The organism is Frankia sp. R43, from assembly GCF_001306465.1.
GTDB lineage: Bacteria > Actinomycetota > Actinomycetes > Frankiales > Frankiaceae > Parafrankia > Parafrankia irregularis.
The window spans coordinates 376,932-398,777 of record NZ_LFCW01000005.1 but is presented as its reverse complement, the minus strand read 5'-3'; the positions used below and the strand labels follow the sequence as shown (position 1 = coordinate 398,777).

The 21,846-nt window shown below is 71.7% G+C and carries 20 protein-coding genes; 3 read left to right on the top strand and 17 right to left on the bottom strand.

Annotation, left to right across the window (positions count from 1 at the left end):
* Positions 1-16: 16 nt before the first annotated feature.
* From ACG83_RS22635 to ACG83_RS46130, 12 genes are all read right to left on the bottom strand, one after another.
* Positions 17-700: a hypothetical protein gene (locus ACG83_RS22635; protein WP_054568234.1), complete on the bottom strand. Its 684-nt coding sequence runs from the start codon at positions 698-700 to the stop codon at positions 17-19.
* Between the two features lie 218 nt (positions 701-918).
* The gene (locus tag ACG83_RS22630) at positions 919-1,284 is read right to left on the bottom strand and encodes a DUF2203 domain-containing protein (RefSeq protein WP_006540000.1); all 366 of its coding nucleotides are present in this window, start codon (positions 1,282-1,284) and stop codon (positions 919-921) included.
* A gap of 190 nt (positions 1,285-1,474) precedes the next feature.
* The gene (locus tag ACG83_RS22625; RefSeq protein WP_006540001.1) at positions 1,475-2,554 is read right to left on the bottom strand and encodes a hypothetical protein; all 1,080 of its coding nucleotides are present in this window, start codon (positions 2,552-2,554) and stop codon (positions 1,475-1,477) included.
* Positions 2,555-2,740: 186 nt separating this feature from the next.
* Positions 2,741-3,544 carry a hypothetical protein gene (locus tag ACG83_RS46865; protein WP_235498102.1) on the bottom strand — a complete coding sequence of 268 codons (804 nt, stop codon included), beginning with the start codon at positions 3,542-3,544 and terminating at the stop codon, positions 2,741-2,743.
* A complete protein-coding gene (locus ACG83_RS22615; RefSeq protein ID WP_054568233.1) occupies positions 3,531-4,400 on the bottom strand; it encodes a hypothetical protein in 870 nt (289 codons plus the stop codon). The genes ACG83_RS46865 and ACG83_RS22615 overlap by 14 nt, the downstream gene beginning before the upstream one ends.
* 5 nt (positions 4,401-4,405) lie before the next feature.
* A complete protein-coding gene (locus tag ACG83_RS22610; protein WP_054568232.1) occupies positions 4,406-4,966 on the bottom strand; it encodes an OmpA family protein in 561 nt (186 codons plus the stop codon).
* A 354-nt stretch (positions 4,967-5,320) separates the two neighbouring features.
* Positions 5,321-6,220: a DnaJ domain-containing protein gene (locus ACG83_RS22605; RefSeq protein WP_054568572.1), complete on the bottom strand. Its 900-nt coding sequence runs from the start codon at positions 6,218-6,220 to the stop codon at positions 5,321-5,323.
* A 132-nt stretch (positions 6,221-6,352) separates the two neighbouring features.
* A complete protein-coding gene (locus ACG83_RS22600) occupies positions 6,353-7,123 on the bottom strand; it encodes a class I SAM-dependent methyltransferase (protein WP_054568571.1) in 771 nt (256 codons plus the stop codon).
* Positions 7,124-7,246: 123 nt separating this feature from the next.
* Positions 7,247-9,346 carry a serine/threonine-protein kinase gene (locus tag ACG83_RS22595; protein WP_054568231.1) on the bottom strand — a complete coding sequence of 700 codons (2,100 nt, stop codon included), beginning with the start codon at positions 9,344-9,346 and terminating at the stop codon, positions 7,247-7,249.
* A 186-nt stretch (positions 9,347-9,532) separates the two neighbouring features.
* A complete protein-coding gene (locus ACG83_RS41640; RefSeq protein ID WP_235498101.1) occupies positions 9,533-11,578 on the bottom strand; it encodes a hypothetical protein in 2,046 nt (681 codons plus the stop codon).
* A gap of 120 nt (positions 11,579-11,698) precedes the next feature.
* A complete protein-coding gene (locus ACG83_RS22585) occupies positions 11,699-12,178 on the bottom strand; it encodes a hypothetical protein (protein WP_054568230.1) in 480 nt (159 codons plus the stop codon).
* On the bottom strand, positions 12,175-12,342 hold the full coding sequence (locus tag ACG83_RS46130; RefSeq protein WP_198955674.1) for a hypothetical protein: 168 nt from the start codon (positions 12,340-12,342) through the stop codon (positions 12,175-12,177). Before ACG83_RS46130 ends, ACG83_RS22585 begins: the two co-directional genes overlap by 4 nt.
* Positions 12,343-12,606: 264 nt before the next feature.
* Here ACG83_RS46130 and ACG83_RS22580 point away from each other — a divergent pair, with 264 nt between their 5' ends.
* On the top strand, positions 12,607-13,488 hold the full coding sequence (locus ACG83_RS22580; protein WP_054568229.1) for a TIGR03854 family LLM class F420-dependent oxidoreductase: 882 nt from the start codon (positions 12,607-12,609) through the stop codon (positions 13,486-13,488).
* Between the two features lie 267 nt (positions 13,489-13,755).
* On the opposite strand, the gene ACG83_RS22575 is transcribed toward ACG83_RS22580, so the two are convergent.
* Positions 13,756-14,517 carry an SDR family NAD(P)-dependent oxidoreductase gene (locus ACG83_RS22575; protein WP_054568228.1) on the bottom strand — a complete coding sequence of 254 codons (762 nt, stop codon included), beginning with the start codon at positions 14,515-14,517 and terminating at the stop codon, positions 13,756-13,758.
* Positions 14,518-14,895: 378 nt separating this feature from the next.
* Between ACG83_RS22575 and ACG83_RS22570 the strand changes: the two genes are divergently transcribed.
* On the top strand, positions 14,896-15,315 hold the full coding sequence (locus tag ACG83_RS22570) for a hypothetical protein (protein WP_006540014.1): 420 nt from the start codon (positions 14,896-14,898) through the stop codon (positions 15,313-15,315).
* An 87-nt stretch (positions 15,316-15,402) separates the two neighbouring features.
* Here ACG83_RS22570 and ACG83_RS22565 read toward each other — a convergent pair whose 3' ends face one another.
* Positions 15,403-16,218 carry an SDR family oxidoreductase gene (locus tag ACG83_RS22565; protein WP_054568227.1) on the bottom strand — a complete coding sequence of 272 codons (816 nt, stop codon included), beginning with the start codon at positions 16,216-16,218 and terminating at the stop codon, positions 15,403-15,405.
* 289 nt (positions 16,219-16,507) lie between these two features.
* Complete coding sequence (locus tag ACG83_RS22560) at positions 16,508-18,292, bottom strand: adenylate/guanylate cyclase domain-containing protein (protein ID WP_083473459.1); 1,785 nt, start codon at positions 18,290-18,292, stop codon at positions 16,508-16,510.
* Between the two features lie 319 nt (positions 18,293-18,611).
* On the opposite strand from ACG83_RS22560, the gene ACG83_RS22555 reads away from it, so the two are divergent.
* Positions 18,612-20,651, top strand: a complete 2,040-nt coding sequence (locus ACG83_RS22555; RefSeq protein ID WP_054568568.1) for a PAS domain-containing sensor histidine kinase — start codon at positions 18,612-18,614, stop codon at positions 20,649-20,651.
* Positions 20,652-20,679: 28 nt separating this feature from the next.
* On the opposite strand, the gene ACG83_RS22550 is transcribed toward ACG83_RS22555, so the two are convergent.
* Positions 20,680-21,378 (bottom strand): hypothetical protein, encoded by a 699-nt coding sequence (locus ACG83_RS22550; RefSeq protein WP_054568226.1) that lies wholly within the window; start codon positions 21,376-21,378, stop codon positions 20,680-20,682.
* Positions 21,379-21,422: 44 nt separating this feature from the next.
* Entirely contained in the window at positions 21,423-21,800 is a 378-nt protein-coding gene (locus tag ACG83_RS22545) for a response regulator (RefSeq protein WP_235498100.1), read from the bottom strand.
* Between the last annotated feature and the right edge of the window lie 46 nt (positions 21,801-21,846).

The following is a 21,846-nucleotide window of genomic DNA, read 5'->3' as shown; positions in this document are numbered from 1 at the left end:
GAACTTGTTGACCGGCCTAGTTGACGGAGCGCTCGGCCACCTGCTCCTGGTGGTCGACGTAGGCGTCGGCGATCAGGTCGAGCTCGTCGAGAGGGTAGTCGAGCTTGCGTCGCATCGTGCGGCGCCCGACGAGCAGCAGCTGAAGCAGGTACTCCGGGACGTCGGCGCGCTGGCACCGCTGGAAGCCCATCGTGTACCAGGTGTGCGCCTCGACGAGCTGGTCGTGCTCCGCCAGGGTCTCGGCAACCGCCGCGTAGACGTCCGGGTCCCTGGGCCGGCTTGCCTTGATCTCGGCCAGCAGAGCTGTGGCCTCGGTGGCGCGCTCGAGCCGCTCGGTGGCGTCGGGCGTGGCGGTGGCGTCGGCGCCGCGGTCCGGCTCGTCGGTGACGGGCGCTGCGGTCGCCGTACTGTCACTGTTCCAACGCAGGAGCGCGTCGTGCAGCCAGACCCTGGGATCGAACTCCTCCCGCCCGCTGTCGCGTGAAGCGACCAGGGCGGCGCGGTAGCAGCGCACGGCCTCGTCCCACCGGCGGGCGAGGCCGTACTGGCCTCCCGCGTGGACCAGCAGCGTCGTGGCGCTGATCTCGCCGTGAAGCGCGGGCTGGCCGGCGAGGTCCTCGAACTCGGCCGCCGCCTGTTCGTGCCGGCCGTCACCCGCGGCACGGATGGTGATGTCGTCGATGTCGTCCTCGGTGAGCACCCGGCCATTCTGCTCCGCCAGCCGGAACGTGGAGCGTGAAGGCCCGCTGTTGCTACCGATGCTGCTGAGCAAGAAGTGAGGATTCTGGCTGCTGCAACAACCGAGATCCGCACTTCTTGCGGATTGTCAGGCGCCGTTTGCGGCTGTTGGTAGGAATTGATGGCGTTGTGTGGCGGTGCGGGATCCTCGGTGGGTCGCCAGGCGGCGGATCCCGGGGCCTAGTCCGGGAGGCGGCGCCGGGCGGCGAAACCGAGGTCGGCCCGGTGGTACCAGGCGAGCTCGGGCTCGCCCTCGATCCAGCAGAGGAGCACGCTCTCGCCGTCGAGGACAGAAGGGAAGTCGATCAGGAGCGGAGCGGCCCCCTTGACCTGGATGCCGTGGGCTGGAAACCAGGCCAGCGCTTCGGACAGCCAGGCCTGCAGGGCCTTCATCTCGGCGAGGCCGCCCTTCGGCGATGACGCGCCTTCGGAGAGGGCCGCGCTGAGCTCCGTGAGATCAGCCCGACGCGCCACGAATTCGGCGGCGCGTTCGTGGATTTCGGGCATCAGGGCACGGGCCTCGTCAACGGAGAAGATCTGGTCCACGTAGCCAAGTCCATCACGTCGCGGCTGGCGCCGAGCCGGTTCGGGGCACTGACCGGCAGGCGCGTCCGGGGGTTGCGGGCGGTGGCGCCGGTCATAGCGCTTCCCGTGGTTCGCCGCGGCCCACCGTGGTCCCTCGTGGTCCGTCGTGCCGGCCGTGGCGAAAGGGCGGGTGCCCGCCGATCCGCCGGAATCAGGCGCGGCGCGCCATCTTCAGGGTCTTCTCCAGGTGTTCCCGGTCGGCCTCGGTGGAGCGGCCGTTCGTGGCCACGGCGGGAATCTGGTGCCCACCGCCGAGCACGAGGTCCGTGGTGTGCCGAAGCCCCATGTCCCGCTGCTCGACGTCGAGGATCGCCTCCTCGACCCGGTACAGCTTCTCGATTTTCGCCACCTTCGCCTCGACCTGCGCCGCGACGATCCGCAGCCGTCGCTCCGCCTTCGCGAGGCGCCGCTCCAGCCGCCGGTCGACGAAGTTGGGCATCGGCTCGTCCCGCTCGGTCGGGTCGTGCAGGGACAGCTCGACGACGACCGCCACGAAGGGGATCAGCGCGGTGAACAGGATCGCGGGCCCGTCGCTGCCGTCGGTCGCCGCGCCCTGGATGCGGACCATGATTCCCGCGATCGACAGCAGCAGGAAGACGATCGAGGTCAGGGCGAGTGCCAGTGCCGAGGACTGGGTGGTGACGAGCTGCTCGCGGGTCTCGGCATCCACCTTCACGGTGCCGGCGTCCGCGGCCTTGAGCAGCTGGACCTGGGCACGGGCCAGGATCGCGCCCTTGATCGCGTGGGCGAGCACCATGCCGGCGATGAAGACCGCGATGCCCAGGATGCCGCCCAGGAACCAGCTGACGCCGTAGTCCGCGGCGTCGGTGAGCACGCCGTAGGCCTCGGCGAAGACGAAGAAGTCGAGGGAGGCGAGCACGGTGAGGACCAGGGTCCGGATCAGCGGGGCGAACGGCATCAGGGGAATGCGCTCCTGGATGCCGACGGTGCGCCAGAGCCGGCCCTGCTCGACCCGGTTCCTGATCAGCTCGGTGCGCCGCTCACGGCGTTCCGCCCGCGAGTCGATCTCCATCCGGAGCTCGGCGATCAGTTCCTCAAGGGTTCTCGCGTCCGCGCGGACGGCCGCTCGGACCTCCTGGACCTCGGCTTCTTCCAGGCTCTTGAGAACCTTCGGCCGCGTCTCGGCCCCCGCCAGCGCGATATCGGCGTCCCCCACCTGCCGGATGAGCTTCTTGGCGAGACGTCCTGGCCGATTTCCCCTGCGCAGCACCTGAGGGTCTCTCTTTCCGTGTCTTCGTGCGGACGGCCTCGGTGGGCTGGACGGCCTCCCAGTTCCGGTCGGCCGCAGAAATCAGAAAAGAAATCAGAAATCAGGCGGAGAGGGCTCGGTGAGCCTGTTTCGTCTCACGGTCCACGGTCAGGCGTGCGGCGAGTCCGGGCCGGCGACGAGAAAGGCTCAGTCGATGGGGCGGGCAAAGGTCCCTCCCACGAAGCAGAGCATGGCGCAGACGATGCCGAGAACGGAGGCGACCATGGCCTCTCGGGCGCCCTCCGTCTCGTCGCCGGCGAAAATCATCGTCAGTACCAGCGTGCCGACCCCGACGACGGCGCCGATAGCGCCGAGCATGAAACGGCGGGCGATGGTCTCCCGGGGCGGCAGGGTGGAGAGCGCGTCAATGGGCGCGATCCGCCCGGCGCGGGCCCGGTTGCCGACCCGGCGGCGGATGTCGCGCAGGCGGAAGGTGTTGCCGGCGATGAAGAAGCTCACCGCGGTGACAATCATCGAGCCGGTCACGGAGACCCGGGCGAACGGCGACGACAGGGTCACCCAGACCCAGACCTCCAGGACCGCGAGCAGGACGACGCAGGTCAGGATGACCACCGTCGACCGCATCAGGGCCGGGCTGAAGTGCTGTTCCTCGGGCTCGAACAGGACGCCCATCGGTCGCCTCCTCGCGGTGGTGGCTGTTCCGGCGGTGGCAGCGGCGGTGGACGTGTTTCCTGCGTTCCCTGCGTTCCCGGCCGTGGTTCCGGTTCCAGGGGCGGCGGCGCGGGAGGACCGGATACCGGCGGTGAACGCGGCGCCGGCCGGGAGCGGCCCGGTCGTGGTTCCGGCGACGAACGCGGCGCCGGCCGGAAGTGGCCCCGTCGAGGCGATCCCGGTGGAGGCGATCCCGGTGGGGAAGGCGGCTCCGCCCGGCATGGTCGCCGCCGTCCGGGCGGCCGGGCCGGTGGCCGGCCCGGTGTCAGCCGCAGTCACTGCTGATCCGTCGGCACAGCTCACCCTTGAGATAGCGGGCGATGTCCTGTTGTGGCTTGGTCGCGGGGCCGGCGTTCACTCCGATGAAGCGGACCTTGCCATCGGTGATGGGGGTCAGCTGCTGGGCCTCGGGGGAGAAGCAGCGCCGCACCATCGCCTCCGCGATCTGCACCGACGCCTTCTTGCCGTCGACGTTGAGGCAGTCGGAGGCCTCGCCGGAGCCCAGCAGGTCGGTCCAGACCACGACGGTCACCGCGCCGATCCTGGCGCCCGGTGCGGCGCGCAGCGTGGCGATCTCGTCGTTCGTCCCGGACAGCAGCTTGGTGACGCTGCCGGTGGGGCTGACCCGTTCACTCTGGACGATGTGGTCGACCTCCTCGGTGAGGGCGTCCACCGCGGCGTTGCGGTCCTTCTCCTCGCGGGTGTCGTTGTTCCGGTCGATCTTGAAGAGCGCTCCGCCGTCGAGGCAGTCCGAGCTGGTCAGGCCCGCGTCTCCGCCGCCGCTGGCGAGCAGGCGGATGTACTGGCCCTCCCGCAGCGCCCCCTCGAAGTAGGGGCGCAGGTTCTCGGAGATCCGGGACGCGCTCTCCGGTGAGTTGTCCGAGATATCCAGATAGATCAGCAGCAGCGGGGCGTCGCTCTTGGGCGGGTCGTCCTGGTAGCTGGTGCAGTCGATGGGGCCGTCGGCCTTCTTGCCGAGCATCGTGTCCATCGTCTGGCAGCCGGCCAGCGCGGGCGCGACGAGCAGCGCCGCGGCGAGCAGGCTGGTCGCCCGCAGCCGGGACGAGCCCGGTAGCCGGGACGAGCCCGGTAGCCGGGACGAGCCTCGCGGCCGGGAGAAGCGCAGGCGGGTCATCCCGGTCACCTCAGCACGATCTCGACCCGGCGCCGGCTGGCGTCGGCAACGTTGTCGGCGGCGCCCGCCTCGCCCTTGGCGACGACCTCGAGCATGGCCGCGGGGATGTCCTGACTCGTGAGATAGGTCTGGACGGCGACCGCGCGATCCCGGGAGAGCTCCAGGTTGTGCTCCGTGGAGCCGAGGCCGTCGCTGTAGCCGACGACCTGGACCTTCCCGTCGTGCTCGCGGATCTGGGGCACGATGCCGGCGAGCGCGGTGGCCGCCTCGGGGCGCAGGGCGGCGCTGTTGGCGTCGAAGAGGTAGTCGGCGCTGACCGTGGAGACCCGGCTGCCGTCGGCCTGGGTGATGAAGCTGCTCAGCGGCGGGAGCGGGTCCGCGGACACCGCCGGCGGCACTCTGGTGGCATGCGGGGCGGGGGTGAAGGTGGACGCGGCGGCGTCGTTGGAGCAAGCTGCGGTTAGCCCGAGCAGAGCAGCCAGCGCGAACGGTGCGCATACCGCGAGCCCGGGTAGCCGGCGTCCTGCGGACGCGGCGCGTCCGGCGGTGCGAAGCGCGAGATACACGGTCGGCCCCCAACAGCGAGTGCGGCGCCAACCATAACCGTGTCGATTAGCGCCGCTTCACCCAGGCTTGGGTGTTGTGTCAACAGTGGGGTGAGACCGTTTTGTGTTGACTTCATGGGAGTGCGGCGGGGCTAATCGAAGGCCGGTGCCACCGGTTGCTGAGGTGGGCTCGAGAAAGTTGAGTTTTCCGGTTCGTGGTGTTCTGTCATGTTTTGCGCCGCTCGGGCGCTCGCGGCGTGACGCCCAGCCATGCCGGTGCGGAACACGGCCCGGAGCCGGCGAGGTGGGCACCTCACCGGCTCCGGGGCCGTGCGACGTCGAGACCAGCGACGTAAGTGTCAGCGACGTCAGGGATCAGCGACGTCGAGACGTGTTGACCGCGAAGACCGCCAACGGCGGAATGATCATCGCGGCCGCGGTCATGCCCAGCGCCACCGGGATGGAGTACAGCCGGACAACCGCGCCGGCCAGGACGAACAGGGTCAGGCACAGTGCCATCGAGATCAGGTACCGGTGCCGTGCCCGCCGGCTCGGGCTCCAGGCCGTCGCCTCGTCGTCCGACCAGGCGGCCCAGATGTCGGGCTGGTCCGACTGCCAGACCGTGCTGTCCGCCGACTGCGCGCGTCGGCGCGAGCGCCGCCGCCCGCTGGTGGCGCCCCGGTGCCCGGGCTCGTCCAGGTTCTCCTGGCCGCCCAGGGTGCCGTCGGCGCTGCCGAAGGGCCCTGAGTCGGCCCCGCGTGGCCCTGAGCTCGCCCCGAACGGCCCGGAGCCCGCCCCGGCGGCCCCGGCGGCTCCGGCCCAGGCATCGGGTGAGCCCGCGCCCGGCGCCGGTGCGCCCGATCCGCCGGCCTGGGCCTGACCCGGGGCCGTGGCATCCGGCCGGCCCGAGCGCCCGGACGGATCCGGGGCTGCCGAGCCCGCCCGCCCGCCGGAACCGGTCCGTCCGCCGGGCGTGCCCCGTCCCTGCGGCGAACGGTTGCCACCGGAACGGCCCGGCTCGTCATAGGCGTCGAGCAGGTGGGCAAGCCACAGATCATGGGCACGCCGCATACCGGGATCAGAAAGCACCCGGTATGCCGCGTTTACCCGAAGGAATGCACGTTGGGATCCGCCGGCATCCGGATGAGCGCGTTTCACCACGCGGCGATAGGCAGCGTGGACTTCCTCGTCCGAAGCCGTTGGTGCGATCCCGAGCACCTCGTACATCGAGGCCCGCAAGTACTGGGCCGACTGGCTTTTTGGCGTATCACGCATGGCGATCACCTCCCGGCGCCCGTGCATTGGGGCGTCGCGTCGACCTGAACCCCACCGTAGGCCGGATCTCGCGGATCGGCCCGTTCCAGTCGCGGTGAGCGACGCCACGGATAGCCCGAAGGTCGGTCGCCGTCAGTGCGGCTTGGCCGTGACGAAGATCGATGTGGAGGGAACGAACTGCCCTCGAAGGGGGCCCCACTGGCCCCACACCTGGTCGTGCCCCTCAGGCCATTCCGGCTCGATGACATCGACTAGTACCAGGCCAGCGGCAACGATCTCCCGGATCCGGTCGCCCATCGTCCGGTGTGCCTCTATATAGAGCGGTTCACCTGCGGCGGAATGCTCCGTATACGCGCGACGATCGAAGTAACTGTGGAAGACGACTAGCCCGTTAGCGTCGGGGGCATCCGGCAGACACCACACGAAGGGGTGGGTGGTGGAGAAGATCCACCGGCCTCCCGGTCGCAGAACCCGGGCGGCCTCCCGCATCAGCGCCAGGCTGTCGGCGACGAACGGGACGGCGCCGAACGCCGAACAGGCGATGTCGATGCTCTCCGAGCGGACCGGGAGAGTGATCGCGTCCGCCTGGACGAGCGGAACCGGCACTCCGGTGTCTTCGTTCAGCCGGCGCGCCTGGGCCAGCTGGCCCGCGGAGAGGTCGGTGGCGATCACGGTCGCGCCCTGGGTGGCCAGCCACCGCGCGCACTGGGCCCCGCCGCAGCCGATCTCCAGCACGACCCGGCCGGAGACGTCGCCCAGCAGCCGTACGTCGGACTCGCGAAGTCCCTCCGGGCACCAGCAGAAGTCGACGTCGCCGAGGAACTCGCCGTGCTCGGCGTAGTAGGCGGGGGCCTCGTTGTCCCAGTAGTGCCGGCTGGCGGCCCTGGCGTCCTCCGAGTCCATCTCGGTGTAGCCGTAGGAGGGGTCGGTCGGAATGGTCACGGCGGCAATGGTCGCACCACCCGGCCGGAGCAGGGCCGCCGCCGGCAGCGGCAGGTGCCGGCCGCGGTCAGGTGCCGGCCGCGGTCAGGCGCAGGTGTGGGTGACCGCGGTGCCGATCACTGCCCGGTTCTCCACGATGCTCACCGGGGTGTAGACGACGGTGCCGCTGCCCTCGCGGTCGACCAGGCGCCCCCGCCGGCTCTCACCGACCTCCCTGGCGCGGCCCTTCAGGGAGTCCAGGCCGACCTCGCGGTCAGCCGGACCGAACGGGCCGGTGCCCACCAGGCCGGCCTGCTGCGGCGCCTGTGTGGCGTACACCCGGACGACGCAGCCGGGCACCGTCGTCCAGCGCAGCACCGTTCCGCCGAGGGTGTCGCGGGCCTCCAGGTCCACGACCGCGCGCGGCCGGGCGATGACCTTGGCGGCGACCTCGGTGAAGGTCTCGGGCCGCAGCCCGTCCGACTCCTCGCCGGCGGCGACCCAGACGCGGTACCGGTAGACGGCGCCGGCCTGCACGTCGCTGTCCACGAAGCTGCCCTTGAAACCGCGGTAGCGGCGCATCGCCCCCCGGACGGACGACGTCTCGTCGTGGGTCCGTTCGATGATCACCTCGTCGTGACCGGGCATCAGACGCCACGAGAGGGCCACCGCGTCGTCGGTCATGTCGGCGCGCAGGGCGGTGACCGGGGGAAGCACGGTCCGCATCGGGCTACGGGCCGCCGCGGACCTGGCCGCGCCCGCGCTGCGCGGGCCGACCGCGACCACCTCGTGCCAGACCTGGACGCCCTTGGGGACGCCCGCGTCGAACAGCTCCGTGGCGGAGGTGATCCCGAGGCTGCGCTCCCGGCGGCCGCTGTCGGCCTCGGGGGTGGCGACCACGCGCACCACCCGGTAGCTCTCGGCGCCGGGCGAGGCCGTCCAGGCGATCAGCAACGCGCCGTCCTGTTCGACGACGGTCACTTCGGCCGGCGGCGGTGGCGCTCCATCGGCCGGGCTGGGTCTGGCGTCCGGGCTGGGTCTGCTGGCCGTGCTGGGGCTGCCGGTGGGCCGTGGAGCGGAGCTGTCGGCAGGGGCGGTAGGCCGTGAAGCGGGGCGCGCGAGGGTGGTGGGCGCGTCCGGATCCGGCAGGGTCGGTGGGAGCCGTGAGGCCGGGGTGTCGTCGGCTCGGGCGCGCCAGCCCAGACCGTCCACGCGGACCACGGGACCGCCGCTACCTGGCTGCCCAGGCTCGTCCGCCGCCGCCGCCGGTGTCGGTGTCGACTGGCCGGCACCGCCGAGGAGGGCTGTCCCGGTCCGGGAGCCGACGCCGCCCGACAGAGCGCCTAGCGCGATCGTGCCGGTCGCCTCCACGGCCGGCCTCGCGTCGGCGAGCTCGCCGAGCATCGACCGGGCCGCGCCGGCCGGGAGCCGCCGCTGTGGTTCCTTCTCCAACAGGCCGGTCAGGACGCCCGCCAGCGGACCGGCGAGTCGCATGGGTGTCGGCGGATGGAGCAGTACGGACGTCAACATGGCGCCGAAGCTCTCCCGCTCGAACGGGGGATGGCCCTCGACGGCGAAATACAGTGTTCCGCCCAGGCTGAACAGGTCGGCTTCGAACGTGGCCGGAGAGTTGTTCAGTCGTTCCGGCGCCATGTACAGCGGCGTGCCGAGCACTCCGGTCACGGTCAGCGTCGGATCGCCGTCGCCGGTCGCGATACCGAAGTCGGTGAGCACCACCCGTCCGTCCGTGCCGATCAGGATGTTCGACGGCTTCACGTCGCGGTGCACGATCCCGCGGTCGCGGGCGGCGAGCAGCGCGTCGATGACGGCGACGCCGATCTGGGCGACCGCCGGCACCGGCAGCGGCCCGGAGTCACGCACCATCTCGAACAGCGACCGCGACGGCACCAGCTCCATGACGATCCACGGCAGGCCGTTCTCCAGGACGACGTCCAGGATGGTCACCACATGTGGGTGGCCGCGCAGCTTGGCGGCGTGCCGGGCTTCGCGCATCGCGCGTTCCACCCGTTCGGCCCGCTCGTCGCTCGGCACACCGCCGGCGAACTCCATCTCCTTGAGCGCGACCTCGGTCTCCAGGACCTCGTCGAAGGCACGCCAGACCGTCCCCATCGCGCCTGCTCCGAGCCGTGCGACAAGCCGGTAGCGTCCCGCGACGAACCGTGCACGTTCCGGACCGACTGCCACCTGACCCCCTCGGCCCCACACATCACCGTGGCCAGCATCTCAGGCGACTGTTGGCAACGGGACACCGAGGACGGATCGCCGACAACGAGCTTTTCCATCTCACGGTGCGCGGTCAGGCCACCGCAGGTTCGAGCCGACGACGAAAGGGCGCAATCTCCGTCGGTCCACCGCCGGTCCTCCGCCGGATCAGCCGCGCAGAAGCCACAGCTCCACACCGTCGACCTGCTTCGGCGGTGTGCCCACGATGCCGGTCATCAGCCTGGACAGCTCGGCGCGCCGCGGCGTCGGCCCCAGGATGACCGCCGCCGGCGCGAGTTGGGCGAACGCGCTGCGCACGGCGGGATCCGCGAGCGCGGCGTCGGCGTCCGCCCGGCCCTGCTCGATGGCCACCAGGGCGCTGTTCAAGGGGTCCGTCCACGCGTTGAACACGGCGCGGCCGTCCGGGCCCGGGATGGTGCAGTAGCAGCCGGGCAGGCGGAAGCGGTAGTGCGCCTCGGCCTGCCACAGCATGGCCTCGGTCCGGGACGGATAGGGGTAGGGCAGCACGAGCGCCGTCGCGTCTTCGGGAACGGCCTCCACCGCGGCACCGGTGAAGAAGGCGGGCGTGACCGCGGCCGTCGTCACGTGGGCGCGTGGCAGCAGCGGCACCACGACGGTCACGGCGGCCAGGACGGCCATGACGAGCCTGGTGCGGCCGGCGAGGGCTGCGCTGATCGTTCCCGGTCGGCCGGCCCCTCGCCACGAGGTTTCCTGACCGGCGGTGCCTCGCCGGGGGGCGCGATGGCGCGGGGCGTGCCGAGTGTGCGGGGCGTGCTGTGTATGCGGGGTACGCCGCGTGTGCGGGGCGTACCGAGTATGCAGGGCGTGCGGTGCGGACCCTGGCTGCCGGGCGCCGGGGCGTGCGGCCGTGGCGGCCCGGTGCAGGCCGGTCGCGACGACGATCCCCACGAACATCATCAGATAGAGCGCGAAGCGGGACGGAAGCGCGCTGTTGATGACCGGCGCGTCTTCCAGGGCGAGCCAGGGCAGTGGAATGCCGGTGATCCGGCCGTCCACGTGCAGGTGGCCGCCGAGGGAGAGCACCGCCGTCACCACCGCAAGTGGAGCGAACAGGGCCACAAGAGGATCACGCCGTAGCCGGATGGCCACGGCAGCCGCAACGAGAACCAGCGGGAGGCCGAGGTAGCCGGTGACCTCCACCGCGTTGCCGGTGAACCGCGCGCTGTGCCGCAGCGCGATGTCGGGTGCGACAAGCTGGGCGGGGGTCGGCGTGACGAAGGTCAGCAGGTCCGACACGGCGACGTTGTGTGGCTGGATGTTGCCGTGGACCCGAAGTGGGCCCAGGAACTGGACGGCCAGCGGCCACAGCAGCAGCGCTGCGGCGACGGCCGCGCAGACAGCCAGGCCGCGCGCGAGCGCCCCGGCGCGGGCCCGTGCGACGTCGCGGTGCAGGAGCGCCGCGATGACCAGGCCCGCCCCGCCCATCAGGGCCGACGTCGCCACGATCTCCTCGGAGATCAGGGCCTGGGCGGCGACCGCGAGCCCGAGCAGGGCTCCCGTGCGGACCGGCGGCCGCCCCCGCACCACCAGGTCGTCGAGCAGCGCGAGCAGCAGCGGTGGGAAGACCGCGAAGGTGAGGTGCAGGTGGCCGTAGGACTCGCCGATCATGTACGGCCCGAACCCGTAGAGCAGGCCGGCCAGCGCGGCGGCCGGCGCGGACAGCCAGCGCAGCAGCACCCGGAACAGCGTGAACGCCGACAGCGCCGGTGCCAGTGTCAGCAGGAGGTTGAGGGAGACGACCGGGCCGAACAGCGCGGTCACCGGCGCGACGAGCAGCCCGAGGAGCGGAACGGGCGTGCTCCAGAGGATGTTGGTGCCGGTGGGAGCATTCAGATGGGACGTGACGAACGGGTCCAGGCCGGACGTGAGTGCGTGCGGGATCCAGCCGAGATACCACGCGAAAAGCACCGAGTCGCTCTCGCCGTAGAGCACGCCGCCGGGCTCCGCCCACGCCGCCCGGAAGATCAGGACCGCGAGCGCGACGTACCCGGCGAGAACGGCGAGCGATCTGGGAACCCGGCGCAGGGCCCGGCCTGGACCGGCCGCGGATGTCAGAATGCTGCCGGCCTCGCCGGGCCCGCCCGTCCCAACCGTTCCATCCGTCCCGGCGGGGCCGGCGGGAGGAGCGGCCGGCCGGACGGCCTGGGACGCCGGATCCGCGCAGGTTGCCACACCGTTCCCCCCTCAGCACGGACGGACGTAGCCGATCGCGGGCCGATCTGCGGCTGAAGCGGCATGTCTACACCTGAGGCGCTATGCGCCCTGATCCATCCGATGTACGTGGAATAGACCCTAATGCTTACTGTGGGTCCGATGCGGAGGCGGCTGGTCGCCCTGTTCGTCCCATTCGGCGACGAGTGCCGACCACCTGCGATAGCGCGCGACCGAGTAACGCGGAGAAACCCGGCCGCGCGGGTCGAAGACCGCGACGGGGTACCCGCGCTCGGCGCGGTAACCGCGTTCCGCGATGATCACGCGGCCGCCCAGCCGGGCCACGCCGACCACGCAGGGGTGCCTCGTCCACCGTGGCCGGCGGGCCGCCGCGAGCAGTGCGGAGCTGCGCCAGGCGTAAAGGCCGCACACGCAGTCATCGGCCGGTGTCCGCTCGTGCGGAGCCTGCCGGCCCGTCTCGGTGCGCAGGCAACATGCCTCGGTCAGGCCGTCGGGGCGCCACAGCAGCAGGCCGCTGGGGAACGGTGACCACGGGGTCCAGGCGGGGCGCAGCAGGCCGTCGCCGTCCACGGCCCACTGGCGCCACCCGAGCAGGCTCACGCGGGCGCCGGCTCGACCGCGGGTTCGACGGGTTCGACGGGCTGAGCTGGTTCGGCGGGTTCGGGCCGGGCCGGGACGTGCACGGGAGCCGTCAGCGGCTCCTCGTCTGGAAATCCGATCGGTTCGTCCTCGACGATGCGTTCTGGCTTGCCGACGTCGCCCATTCATGGAACGGTCCCGGGCCGCCACGGTGGGGTCAATGCCCCGATTTGCCCAAGCCGGGCCAGTCCTCGCGGGGAGTGGTCGGCCACCCGTCCGTCCTGTCCGGCTCGGCCGTCCTGCCCCGCTCGTCTGCCCCGCTCGCCCTGACCCCGGTTCACCTTGGCCGGTTCGACCGGTTCACGACCTGTTCACCTTGACCCGTTCGCCGTGGCCGCCCGTGGGCCGGCTGGCCGTCCTGTGCGCGGGGTCCGCCATAAGGTGCTTGTATGAAGATCCGTATCGGGATCGGCTTCGCCTCGGTGTCCGGCGGGGAGTTCGCCGAGCGTGTCGATGCGATGGAGAAGCTCGGCCTGGACTCGCTCTGGTTGTCCGAGCAGCTCTCCACCGTGGCTGTCGACCCGCTCGCGGGCATGGCCTACGCGCTGGGACGCACCAGCACTCTCAAGGTGGGAACCAGCGTCGCGGTGCTTCCCGGGCGCAATCCCGTGCTGCTCGCCAAGCAGCTCGCGACGATGGCAGCGCTGGCTCCGCGGCGGGTTCTGCCCGTGCTGGGGCTCGGCCCCGCCCGGGCCGCCGACAGGTCCGCGTTCCCGGTGCCCGCCGGGCGTCGGGGGGCGGTGTTCGACGAGGCGCTGCTGCTGGTGCGGCGGCTGCTGGTCGAGGAGTCCGTGACCTTCCACGGTGAGTTCTTCGACGTCACCGATCTCGGTATCGGTGACCGCCCGCCCCGCCCACTCGACATCTGGCTCGGCGGTGCGGCGCCGGCGGCCCTGCGTCGCATCGGCCGCCTCGGCGACGGATGGCTGGCCAGCCTGATCGATCCGGCGGAGGCCGCCGCCGGCATCTCGGCGATCAACGCCGCGGCCGCGGCGGCGGGCCGGGAGATCGACCCCGAGCACTTCGGGCTGAGCCTGCGCGTCACGTTCGGCGAGCTTTCGGCGTCGACCGTGGAGGCACTGCGGGCTCGGCGGCCCGACGGCGACCCGGCCGAGCTCGTGCCGCTGGGCTGGGCCGCGGCGCGGGATCTCATCGCGAGGTATGTGGCGGCCGGGGTGAGCAAGTTCGTCATCTACCCGGCGATCGGGCCGGCCGGCTGGCCGGAGTTCCTCGACGGCTTCGTCCGCGAGCTGGTGCCGCTGCAGACCTGACCTGCCCGGGTGGACCGGGCCGGCTCCGCGAGCGCGGCCGGACCTCCGCGAGCGCGGCCGGGCCTCCGAGATCCCGGTGGCCCGGTGGCCCGGCTTGGCGAGTCGCAAGAGTGAACGATTTTGGTCGTTCCAACGACCAAAATCCTCACTTCTTGCGGTTCACCAAGTGCAGTTTGCACCTTTTGAGGTGAATTGCCAGTTCTTCGCGGCGGTGCGGGATCCCAAGATCCTCAGATCTTGCCTGGGAGCAGTGGTCGCCCTCGCGGGTCAGATGACGGTGATTCCGCCGTCGACGACGAGCGTCTGGCCGGTGACGTAGCTGCCGGCGTCGGAGGCGAGGAAGACCAGCGCGGCGGTCAGCTCCTCGACCTCACCGAACCGCCCCGCGAGGATGCGTGACTCCCGCTCCTCCACGTAGCCGGGCTGGTAGAGGTCGGTCATCTCCGTCTTGAAGAAGCCGGGCGCCAGGGCGTTGACCCGGATCCCGCGCCGCGCGGTCCACTGCTGGGCCAGGTCGCGGGTCAGGCCGATCAGGCCGGCCTTGCTGGCCGAGTAGGCAGCCTGGGGGAGCCCGCCGCTCTTGAGGCCGAGGACGCTGGAGATGTTCACGATGCTGCTGCCGGGCTGCATGACCCGGCCGGCGGCCTGAGCCATCCAGTAGCAGCCGTTGAGGTTGACGTCGATGACGGAACGGAACTGCTCCGGAGTCTCCCGCGTCGCCGGGGCCGCCCAACCCAGACCTGCGTTGTTGACCAGGATGTCAACCCGCCCAAAGGTGGTAATCGCCTCGTCCACGAGACGTTGACAGGCGGCGGGGTCGGCGACGTCCGTACCGACGCAGACGGCCCGGCGACCTTCCTTCTCCACCAGCGCCGCGGTGGCTGCCAGTCGGTCCGTGCGCCGCGCGCCGAGGGCGAGGTCGGCACCGGCCTCGGCGAGGCCACGGGCGAATCCGACCCCGAGGCCCGAGGAAGCACCGGTGAGCACGGCGACCCTGCCGTCAAGGCGGAATCTGTCCAGCACTGACATGTCAGTTCCTCGCTTCCGGTGTTCGGAGCTGCTCCGCAGCGTGAACGGCACTTCATCGGGTGGTGGGGCCACTGCGTGGAGCCACCGATTCTCGGTGTCCGTGCCGCCCGCGCGCGACTGATTCGTGTACCACCCGCGACCGATCCGAGTACAGGCCGCCGTGGCGGGGCAGAATCCCGGGACGGAAACCGGCCTCATGGTGCGAGTGGACCAGGCGGCCAGCCGGCTACGCCGAACAGCGGTGTCGCGCACCCCAGGGGGCGGTCGGAGGAAAAAGGATCCTGTTTGCCACTTCCCCTTTGTGACGTCACACATCACAATCTGGCCATCATTCTTGGTCGAGTTGGCGGCCGAGTAGGCGTCGGTGGAGGAGGAGCCGTGGAGCAGGCGGAAGGACGTCGACTCGCCACGCGGACGACGTCGGGCAGTCATGTGATCGTGGGCCTTCGCGCCGGAGACGCCGGAGATCTCGCCGATGTCCTGCTGGCGGCGGAGCTCGCGGCACGGATGGGTTCCCGGCTGGTCGTCGTGGCCGTGCGTGACCGGTGGTCGCGGTGGGCCCGCTGGTCCACGGGCATGTACGGGGCGTTCGGGATGGAAGGCGTCGCGTACGCCTCCCGCAACGCCGAGCAGGAGGTCGACGACGAGTTCCAGCAGCGGGTCGCGGACGTCGTCAGCCTCGTCAACGTCGAGTGGACCCTGGAGTGGGTCAGCGGCTCGTGTGAACGTGCCGCGATGCGCTACGCCCGGCGTAACCCGACCGCGCTCGTGATGTTCCGGCCGCCCTCCGGGCGTTGACGGGGGCTGGTGCTGGTGGGCCGGTGGGCTGAGCCGGCCCACCACCGGTTCCCGCCCGGAGGCCGGGCGTGCTCTCCGGTGGACGGCTCAGCGTCCGCCGGAGACGTCCACGATCGCGCCGGTGGTGTAGGAGGCACCGTCCGAGCACAGCCATGCCACGGCGTCGGCGACCTCGTCGGCGGTGCCGGGCCGGCCGGCCGGGATGCTGCTCGCCGCCTGCGCCGGCCGGTCGGGGTCCCCGGTGGTCGCGTGGATGTCGGTGAGAATGATCCCCGGCCGGACCGCGTTCACCCGCACCTTCTCGCCCGCGACCTCCCGGGCCAGGCCGATCGTGAACGTGTCGACCGCGCCCTTGCTGGCCGCGTAGTCGACGTAGACCCCCGGGCTGCCGAGCCGGGACGCCGCGGAGGAGATGTTGACGATCGACCCGCCCGCCCCGCCGTGCCGGGTCGACATCCGGCGCACGGCCTCGCCGGCGCACACGATCACCGAGATCGTGTTGATGGTGAACATGCGGGTCAACCGGTCGACCGTCATCTCGTCCACCCGGGCGGCCCGGTCGGTGACCCCGGCGTTGTTCACCAGGACGGTGAGCTGGCCGAGGCTGTCCGCGGCGGTGAACACCGCGGGGATGCTCGCCGGGTCCTCGACGTCCGCCGCGACGGCGATCGCTCCGGTCGGCGTCCCGGGCAGGCCGTGCGCAGCGTAGAACTCGCGCGTGGCGGCGTCGCAGGCCCGGACGACCTCCGCGGCGGCGTCCTTCTCCTTGCGGTAGGTGAGGCAGACCGTCCACCCGGATCCTGCGAGCAGCCGGGCGGACGCCGCCCCGATCCCTCTGCTCCCACCGGTCACGACAGCCACGCCACGGCCTGCCTTCGGCACTGACCGCTCCGACAGCGTCATCGCATTCCTCCTGGTCCTGGTCCGGCCGTCCTGGTCCGGCCGTCCTGGTCCGGCCGTCCTGGTCCGGCCGTCCTGTCCGGCCGTCCGGTCCGGCGGGGGCCCGGCGGTCGGGCCGAGGCCGGGCCAGGCCACCAGCGGCTCGTCTCGGTCGGCACCTCGGTCGGCTTCATCCTCTCTCGGAGCCCGACCCCGGCCACTCGACGGCCCTGGTCAGGGGGTCGGTCAAACGGGACCCAAGGGATCGAACGGGCACCAGGCGGGACCGGGCGGGTGCCGAACCAGGCCCCCCTCAGGCCGCGGGCCGCAGGAGCCTCCGACGCCGGCGCGGAGACTTGCCGGACGCGGCCCGGGATGCCCCGGGTCCGGTCGCGTCCCGTCGCGCCCCGATCGCGGGCGCCTGCGTGGGGACTGACACGGGCACCGATACCGGCACCGATACCGGCGCTGACACCGGCACGGCCACGGGTACGGGCACGGGCGCCGACACGGAAGCCGTCGCCGAGGCCACGCCGGCCGGCGGGGTGGGCCAGGCGGGGTGCACCCGAAACGCGAACACGTCGCCGACCCGCCCCTTCACCGGGCGCGGGTCCAGCGGGACGACGAGGTCGGCCGGAAGCACCGCCGCCGTTGCCGCGCTGAGGATCGTCGCGCCCGCCTCGGCCATGGTCTGCAGCCGGGCGGCAAGGTTCATCGTGTCGCCGACCAGGGTGTACTCCCGGCGGGCGTCACAGCCCAGCAGCGCCGCGGCCACCTCGCCCGTGGAGACGCCGACGCCCAGCCCGAAAGGCTCCAGGCCGCCGCGCCTGGCCCACTGCTCGTTCAGGGCGTCCTGGCGGCGGTGCATGGCCTGGGCGGCGTGCACCGCCCGCTCCCGGTGGTCGCTGGTCGGATTCGGCGCGCCGAAGACGGCGACGACCGCGTCGCCGGCGTACTGCAGGACGCTGCCGCCCTCGTCGAGGATCGCCGCGTTCATCTCACGTCGGTGCTCGTCGAGCTGGTGCGCGAGCACCATCGGGTCCGTGCGCTGCGCGATGCCCGAGTAGCCGCGGATGTCCGACATCAGGACGGTGACGTCGAGGCGTTCCGCGCGACTGGCGGCCGTCGCGTCGTCGCGCAGCTTCTCCGCCAGGCCACTGGGCAGCAGCCGCGCGAGCTCGGCGTCCTGCTCCTCTCGTTTCATCAGCGCCTCGTGCAGCATGCGCAGTCGGCGTAGCGCCCCGGCCTGCCCCGCACTCGCGCCCTGGGCGAGCCGGAGCAGCAGGGTGTCGATCGCCGCGTTGACCGCGGCGGGGGTGTCGCCGTGACGTGCCGCGATCGCGGCGACGGGCCGCCCGTGGGCGACGTCGCGCAGCAGTTCCTCCTGCTCCGGGCTGAGCGTCCCGGACTCGCGCACCGGTGTCATGACGGCCGCGACGATGTCGGGGTCCAGCAGGGAGCCACCGGTGGCCACCTCGCGGATGGCCCGGGCCAGCAGATCGGGGTCGGCGACCCGTTCCTTCAGGAGGTAGGCATAGCCGGACGCACCGTCCCGAAGCAGCGCGATCGCGTAGTCGGGCTCGTCGTACTGGGAGAGGAGCACGATGCCCGTGGCCGGGTTCGCCGCGCGGATGAGCTGGGCTGCGCGTACCCCTTCGTCGGTGAAGTCCGGCGGCATGCGGATGTCGGTCACGACCACCTCGGGACGCAGCCGGCCGGCGGCCCGCACGAGTTCGTCGTGATCGGCGGCGACTCCGATGACCGAGATGTCCGCGACCTGGGAAAGCAGCGCCCGGACACCCTCGCGGACGATGAGGTTGTCGTCCGCGAGCAGTACGGTGATACGCGTCGTCCGGACTGTGTTGATGTTTTTCGTGTCGCCGTTCGCTGTGGTGATGTCCGCTGGCCTGGTAGCGCCGGCTGCTGCTGTCGCTGCTGTCGCCGCGGCCGCCGTCCGGACGCCGGCGCCCGGGCCGTCGCCGCGGGCCGGGTGGTCGCGCCCGGTGGTGTGGTCGCGCCCGGTGTGGTCGTTCCCCGTGGTGTGGTCGTTCGTGGTGTGGCTGGTTGTACTGTCGCCCGCCCTGCGGTTGCGCGCCATGGCAATATTCAGCCGATTCGGCACCGTCGGCGCCAGCAGGCTGGGGTCACCCCGGCGGGGGTGCTGGCACCACCTTCGTGGGGCGGACTGGCCTCACCGCTCGCTGCACACTGCTTACCGCTCCCCGCTGGTCCCGGGTAGCCGGTCGCAGGTCGTGGTCGCCGCTGGCCGTGGCCGTGCGGCGTCCGGCACCTGGCAGGCTAGATCGTATGTTCCTTATAAGGATTCCGTTTCAATCCGTACGAGGTCGATCCTGGTAAGCGGCGCGGGCTAACATGCGTCATTGCGTGACACATCGTTCACAGTCTGGGAGTTGTCGTTGGCGGGATATGCCGACGTCCCGCCTGGCAGTCTGCTGGATGCCGCGCCGGACGCGATCGTCGGTGTTCGCCCGGATGGCCGCATCGTCCTGGTGAATGCCCAGGCCGAGTGGCTGTTCGGGTACAGCCGCGAGGAGCTGGTCGGTCAGCCGGTGGAGATCCTCGTTCCCGAGGTGTTCCGCGCGGCCCATCCGGCTCGGCGGGGCGCCTATCTGGCGGATCCGCGGCCACGGCCGATGGGCGCGGGGATGGAGCTCGCGGCCCTTCGCCGGGATGGGACCCAGTTCCCGGCCGAGATCTCGCTCTCGGCCGTCCAGACCGCCGACGGCACGTTCGTCACGGCAGCGATCCGTGATGTGACAAGTCGTAAGCGTGCCGAGGCGATGTTCCGGGGCCTGCTGGAAGCGGCGCCGGACGCGATCGTCGGTGTGCGTCCGGATGGCCGCATCGCGTTGGTGAACGCGCAGGCCGAGCGGCTGTTCGGGTACGGCCGCGACGAGCTGGTCGGCCAGTCGGTCGAGATCCTCGTGCCGGAGTCGGCCCGGCACCTGCACCCACGCCACCGCGAGCGTTATTTCAGCGATCCGCGGCCACGCCCGATGGGCGCGGGCATGCAGCTCGCCGCGCGGCGCCGGGACGGCACGGAGTTCCCGGCCGAGATCTCGCTGTCCGCGCTGGAGACCGACGACGGGCTGCTCGTCTCCGCCGCGATCCGTGACGTCACCGACCGGCTGGAAGCGCAGGCGGAGCGGGAGCGGCTACGGGCCCAGGCCGAGCGGGAGCGGCTGGAGGTGCAGCTTCACCAGTCGCAGCGGCTGGAGAGCCTGGGCCAGCTCGCGGGCGGGGTGGCGCACGACTTCAACAACCTGCTCGCGGTCATCATCAACTACACCACCTTCGTGGGTGAGGTCGTCACTGACGCCGCGAAGATCCAGGGCGGCCGCTGGGAGTCCGCCCGGCAGGACATCGAGCAGATCCAACGGGCCGCCGACCGGGCCGCGCAGCTGACCCATCAGCTCCTCGCCTTCGGCCGGCGTGAGGTCGTGCAGCCCAGGCCGCTCGACCTCAACGGGGTCGTGCACGACATGGAGCAGCTGCTGCGCCGCACCCTCGGCGAGCACGTGGAGCTGCACACCTCCGCGTACCCCGACCTGTGGCCCGTGCTGGCCGACGTCGGCCAGATCGAGCAGGTTCTGGTCAACCTCGCGGTCAACGCCCGGGACGCCATGCCCGGTGGCGGCACGCTCACCATCGACACGGCGAACGTGCGGGTCGACGAGGAGGCGGCCGCCACCCATCCGGGCTCACGCCCCGGGCGTTTCGTGCATCTGAGGGTGAGCGACAGCGGCACGGGCATGCGCCCGGACGTGGTCACGCGGGCCTTCGAGCCGTTCTTCACCACCAAGGCGAAGGGCGAGGGCTCCGGGCTGGGCCTCGCGACCGTCTACGGCATCATCACCCAGGCGGGCGGCCACGTGGAGATCATCTCGACGGTCGACGTCGGCACCACCGTCAGCGCGATGCTGCCGGCGATCGAGGGCGCGGTACCGGCGATCGAGGAGGTCGCGGCGGCCGGTGAGCTGTTCGGCGGCGAGACGATCATGGTCGTGGAGGACGAGTCCGCGATGCGCGAGCTCACCCGGCGCATCCTCGCCCGCAACGGCTATCGGGTGATCACGGCCCGCAGCGGGCCCGAGGCGATCACGATGGCCCAGCAGCTGACGGTCGACATCCACCTGCTGCTGACGGATGTCGTCATGCCGCAGGTGCTGGGCAGGGAGGTGGCGGAGCGGATCTGCCTCGGGCGCCCGAGCCTGCGGGTGCTTTACATGTCCGGGTACGCCTATCCCGCACTCGCCCAGAACGGAACGCTCGCTCCCGGGCTCGCCCTGCTCACCAAGCCGTTCTCGGAGCGGGTGCTGCTGTCCAAGGTGCGCGAGGTGCTCGACGCCGCCCCGACGCCCCGGCCCGCGCTGGGCCAGGCCCCGACACAGGCGGGCCCGTACCCGCTCCCCTGGTCGGCTGACGGCGGCGGCTGAACCGGGCCTGCCGCTGCTGCTGCTGCCGCTATCGCTGCCGGTTGCCGCGCCGCGGCAACCGCACCGCGGCCGACCACGCGCCGGTCGCGGGGTCCGTCCGCAGCTCGGCGCCCAACAGCTGCGCGATCGGCGCGAGTCGCTCCCGCCAGCTCGCCGCGTTGTCCCGCGTGGCCAGTGGGCCGTCCTCGTCGTCGGCGCCGGCGGGCCGCACCTGGTCGTCGGCCTCGGCCGTGAGATCCGGGGCGAAGGGCTGAACCGTGTCGGCATACGCGACCCGCAGCGCCAGGTCGATGCCCTCGGGCCTCGCCCGCACCGACACGAGGGCACGCGCGGCCTGGTGTATCGGATCGCTCTCCTGAAGGAGCAACTGAACGGCGGCGAGCAGAACGGCGACCTCTCCCAGCACCGGCGGGGCGGAATCGAGGTCCAGGCTGATGTACAGCCTTTCCACGAGCACCCCCTCGACCCGTTGGGTCAGGCCGAGCTCGAGCATCTGCCGTGGGCTGCTGCCCGGACGGAACGGCGACGGCGGCCGGTGCAACGTGGCCGCGGTGTCACGCAGCCTGGTCTCGATCTGGGTGACCCGTTCGGCCAGGTCCTCGGTCAGGTTGCGGCGCAGGCTCGCCAGCGACAGCAGGATGCCGGTGAGCTCCTGCATCGGGCCGTCGTGCAGGGCGTCGGTCAGCGCCCGGCTCTCGCGTTCCTGTAAGGCGATCATGAGGAACATGAGGCGTTCGGTTGCGTGGGCCGGCCCGACTGGTCTCGGCTGGCTCACCCGGCGCGCCCGGGGCGTACACCGTCCCACGGGCCGTTCTCGGCGGGGCGGTGGCCGGCAAGTCGGTTGACCGCGTCGAGGAGGTCGTCCGCCCGGAAGGGCTTGAGGAGAACCGCCACCTCGTCCGGTGTGGGGTCGGCGACGGCGCCGGTGAGCACGAGGCAGCGCCGGGAGACGAGCGGGTCCTGCGCACGGAGCAGGGCGAACAGCTCGGTGCCTCGTTCCGGGCCGAGCCGGGTGTCGATGATGATTGCGTCGAACTCCAGCGGCCGCAGTGCGAGGGCCTCGGCGATGCCGGCGGCAGTGTCCACCGCCCAGCCGCCGTCGGCCAGCACCCGCGCCGCGAGGACCCGGATCATCTCCTGATCGTCCACCACAAGCGCCCGAGGCCGGACGTGCCGGGGCGCCTCACCACTACAT

Coding starts and splice junctions, on each gene's coding strand:
- ACG83_RS22605 (WP_054568572.1), bottom strand. CDS start 6,220: ATGCGTGATACGCCAAAAAGCCAGTCGGCCCAGTACTTGCGGGCCTCG.
- ACG83_RS22615 (WP_054568233.1), bottom strand. CDS start 4,400: ATGACCCGCCTGCGCTTCTCCCGGCCGCGAGGCTCGTCCCGGCTACCG.
- ACG83_RS22560 (WP_083473459.1), bottom strand. CDS start 18,292: ATGGCGCGCAACCGCAGGGCGGGCGACAGTACAACCAGCCACACCACG.
- ACG83_RS46130 (WP_198955674.1), bottom strand. CDS start 12,342: ATGGGCGACGTCGGCAAGCCAGAACGCATCGTCGAGGACGAACCGATC.
- ACG83_RS22565 (WP_054568227.1), bottom strand. CDS start 16,218: ATGACGCTGTCGGAGCGGTCAGTGCCGAAGGCAGGCCGTGGCGTGGCT.
- ACG83_RS22580 (WP_054568229.1), top strand. CDS start 12,607: ATGAAGATCCGTATCGGGATCGGCTTCGCCTCGGTGTCCGGCGGGGAG.
- ACG83_RS22575 (WP_054568228.1), bottom strand. CDS start 14,517: ATGTCAGTGCTGGACAGATTCCGCCTTGACGGCAGGGTCGCCGTGCTC.
- ACG83_RS22550 (WP_054568226.1), bottom strand. CDS start 21,378: ATGTTCCTCATGATCGCCTTACAGGAACGCGAGAGCCGGGCGCTGACC.
- ACG83_RS22600 (WP_054568571.1), bottom strand. CDS start 7,123: ATGGACTCGGAGGACGCCAGGGCCGCCAGCCGGCACTACTGGGACAAC.